Source organism: Caulobacter sp. B11 (assembly GCF_002737765.1).
Taxonomy (GTDB): domain Bacteria; phylum Pseudomonadota; class Alphaproteobacteria; order Caulobacterales; family Caulobacteraceae; genus Caulobacter.
This window is the reverse complement of record NZ_PEGG01000199.1, coordinates 1-2681: the sequence shown is the minus strand read 5'-3', so window position 1 is coordinate 2681 and position 2681 is coordinate 1. Positions and strand designations below refer to the sequence as shown.

2 protein-coding genes and 2 pseudogenes are annotated in these 2681 nt (G+C 73.6%); all 4 read left to right on the top strand.

Translation table 11 applies throughout. The features are described 5' to 3' along the window. Positions 1–328, top strand: a pseudogene (locus tag CSW58_RS08955) (DUF2271 domain-containing protein); the annotation flags it as partial. A gap of 25 nt (positions 329–353) precedes the next feature. Further along, a pseudogene (locus CSW58_RS08950) lies at positions 354–1234 on the top strand (DUF4198 domain-containing protein). A 61-nt stretch (positions 1235–1295) separates the two neighbouring features. Next, positions 1296–2291, top strand: a complete 996-nt coding sequence (locus CSW58_RS08945) for an FAD:protein FMN transferase (RefSeq protein ID WP_099447057.1) — start codon at positions 1296–1298, stop codon at positions 2289–2291. Further along, the coding region (locus tag CSW58_RS08940; RefSeq protein ID WP_369825138.1) for a flavodoxin domain-containing protein at positions 2288–2681 on the top strand (394 nt) is incomplete at its 3' end. The genes CSW58_RS08945 and CSW58_RS08940, both read left to right, overlap by 4 nt.

Below are 2681 nucleotides of genomic sequence, written 5' to 3'. Positions count from 1 at the left end.
ACGACGCCGACAACAAGGAAGACAACGGCGGCAAGTGGCTCAAGGACATGCGTCAGTGGTGGCGCAAGGCCGGCCGGACCATGAGCTTCCCCGCCGACGGATCAGCGGCGCGACCCGCGCGCCAGGCCCGCAGAAGCTGGTGTTCAGCGGCGGCAAATCACCCCTGTCGAAGCTCAAGCCCGGCGCCTACACCCTGGTGGTCGAGGCGGCGCGCGAAGTCGGCGGCCACGAGGCCGTCCGGGTGCCCTTCACCTGGGGCAAGCCGGGCAAGGCCGCCACCGCCAAGGGCGCCAGCGAACTGGGCGCCGTCACCGTCTCCGTCAAATAGCCCCCGTACAGCAAGGAACGCCGACATGACCTCGCGCAAGCCTCTCCTGGCCCTCGCCGCCGCCGGCCTGGCCCTCGCCCTGCCCGTCTCCGCCCAGGCCCACCGCGCCTGGATGGTGCCCTCGTTCACGGTGATGTCGGGCGAAAGCGCCTGGGTCAGCGTCGATGCGGCGATCTCCAACGAGCTGTTCTACGCCGACCACCGGCCCATGCGGCTGGACGGGGTGGTGGTGATGGCCCCGGACGGCTCGACTGAAAAGCTGCAGCACGCCCAGACCGCCCAGTACCGCTCGACCTTCGATGTCCAGCTGTCCAAGCCGGGCACCTACAAGATCGTCGCGGCCTCCAGCAGCGTCCAGGCCAGCTGGACCGAGAACGGCGAGGTCAAGCGGTTCCGCGGCGCGGCCGACGAGTTCCTCAAGCAGGTCCCGGCCGGCGCCGCCGACCTCAAGACCATCCGGGGCAGCAATCGCAACGAGACCTTCGTCACCCGCGACGCCCCCACCGACGCCGTGCTGAAGCCGACCGGCAAGGGCCTGGAACTGGTTCCCGTGACCCATCCCAACGACATCGTCTCGGGCGAGGCGGCGACCTTCCGCTTCCTGCTCGACGGCAAGCCGGCCGCCGATCTGGAGGTGACCCTGGTCCCCGGGGCCTCGCGCTATCGCGCCGCGCCCGACGAGATCAAGCTGAAGACCGGCCCCGACGGCGCCTTCAAGGTCGTCTTCCCGGAAGCCGGCATGTACTGGCTCAACGCCACCGCCCGCGGCGGCGAGACCGGGCGCGGTCCCGGCGGCCCCGCCATGGCCCCGCCCGCCCCCGGCGCGGCGCCGGCCCCCAACACCCCCTGGCCGGCGACGGCTTCTCGGCCAGCTACACCGCCACCCTGGAAGCCCTGCGGCCCTAACCCCAGACCGTCGTCCCCCGACCCGTTCGGGGGACGACGCGCTTGTAGCGTCCGGATCCGAATGACCCGCGTCCTCGTCCCCCTGCTGGCCCAGCCGCCCGCCCGCCCGATCGGCGGCGCGGTGCTGACCCTGAACGGCGCGACCATGGGCACGACCTGGCGGGTCAAGCTGGTGGCCCCGCCCACCGCCTCGCCCGCCGCCCTGACAGCCCGGATCCAGCACGAACTGGACCAGGTCTGCGCCCAGATGAGCGCCTGGGAGCCGCTGTCGGACCTGTCGCGCTTCAACCGCGCCGCCGCCGGAAGCTGGACGGTCCTGCCGTCCGGCATGGCCCAGGTGCTGCGGGCCGCGCTGGACGTGGCCCAGGCCAGCGACGGGGCCTTCGATCCGACCCTGGGGGCCCTGACCGACCTGTGGGGCTTCGGGCCCAGCGCCTTTTCGGGCGCGCCGCCGAGCCGCGAAGCGGCGCTGGCCGCCCACGCGCCGGACGGCTGGCGGCGGGTCCAACTGGAGGGCGACCGGCTGTTCCAGCCCGGCGACCTGAGGCTGGACCTCAACGGCGTCGCCAAGGGCTTCGCGGTCGATCTGGTCGCCGCCGCCCTCGATCGCGCCGGGGCCCGCGCCTATCTGGTCGAGGTGGGCGGCGAGCTGCGCGGCGCCGGGGCCAAGCCGGACGGCCAGCCCTGGTGGGTCGAGCTGGAACGGCCGCCGGCTGCCGAGGACCAGAGCCCGCGCACCCTGGTCGCCCTGCACGAGCTGTCCTGCGCCACTTCCGGCGACTATCGCCGCTTCTTCGACCATGCCGGCCGACGCTACGCCCATACCCTGGACCCGGCCGCCGCCGCGCCCGCCGACCGGGGCGTGGTCAGCGTCACCGTGCTGCATCCCAACTGCATGCTGGCCGACGCCTGGGCCACGGCCCTGACCGTGCTGGGCCCCGAGTCGGGCGAAGCCCTGGCGACGCGGCTGGGCCTGGCCGCCCTGATCCTCAGCCGGGGTTCGGACGGCCTGGAAGAGCGGCTGTCGCCGGCCCTGCGCGCCATGCTCGAACCATGATCGCGGCCCTGTCTCCCGAGGCCCGTCGCTGGCTGTTGGCCGGCCTGGTCGCCAGCCTTTATGGCCTGTTCTGCTTGGCCATCGCCGGGCGCGAGGCCCTGCGGCGACGGGCGGCGCGACGCGAGGCCGAGCGGTTCGCCGCCGGAACGGGCGCGCCGATCCTGGTGGCCCATGCCAGCCAGACCGGCCTGGCCGACGAGCTGGCCCTGGCCACGGCCCGGGCCCTGACCGCCGGCGGCGCGGCGGTGACCCTCAAGCCCCTGGCCGATCTGACGCTGAGCGACCTGACCGGCCGCGCCCTGTTCCTGGCCAGCACTACCGGCGAGGGAGACGCCCCCGATTCAGCCCGCCGCTTCATCCGCGACCTGATGGGCCAGTCTCCGGACCTGT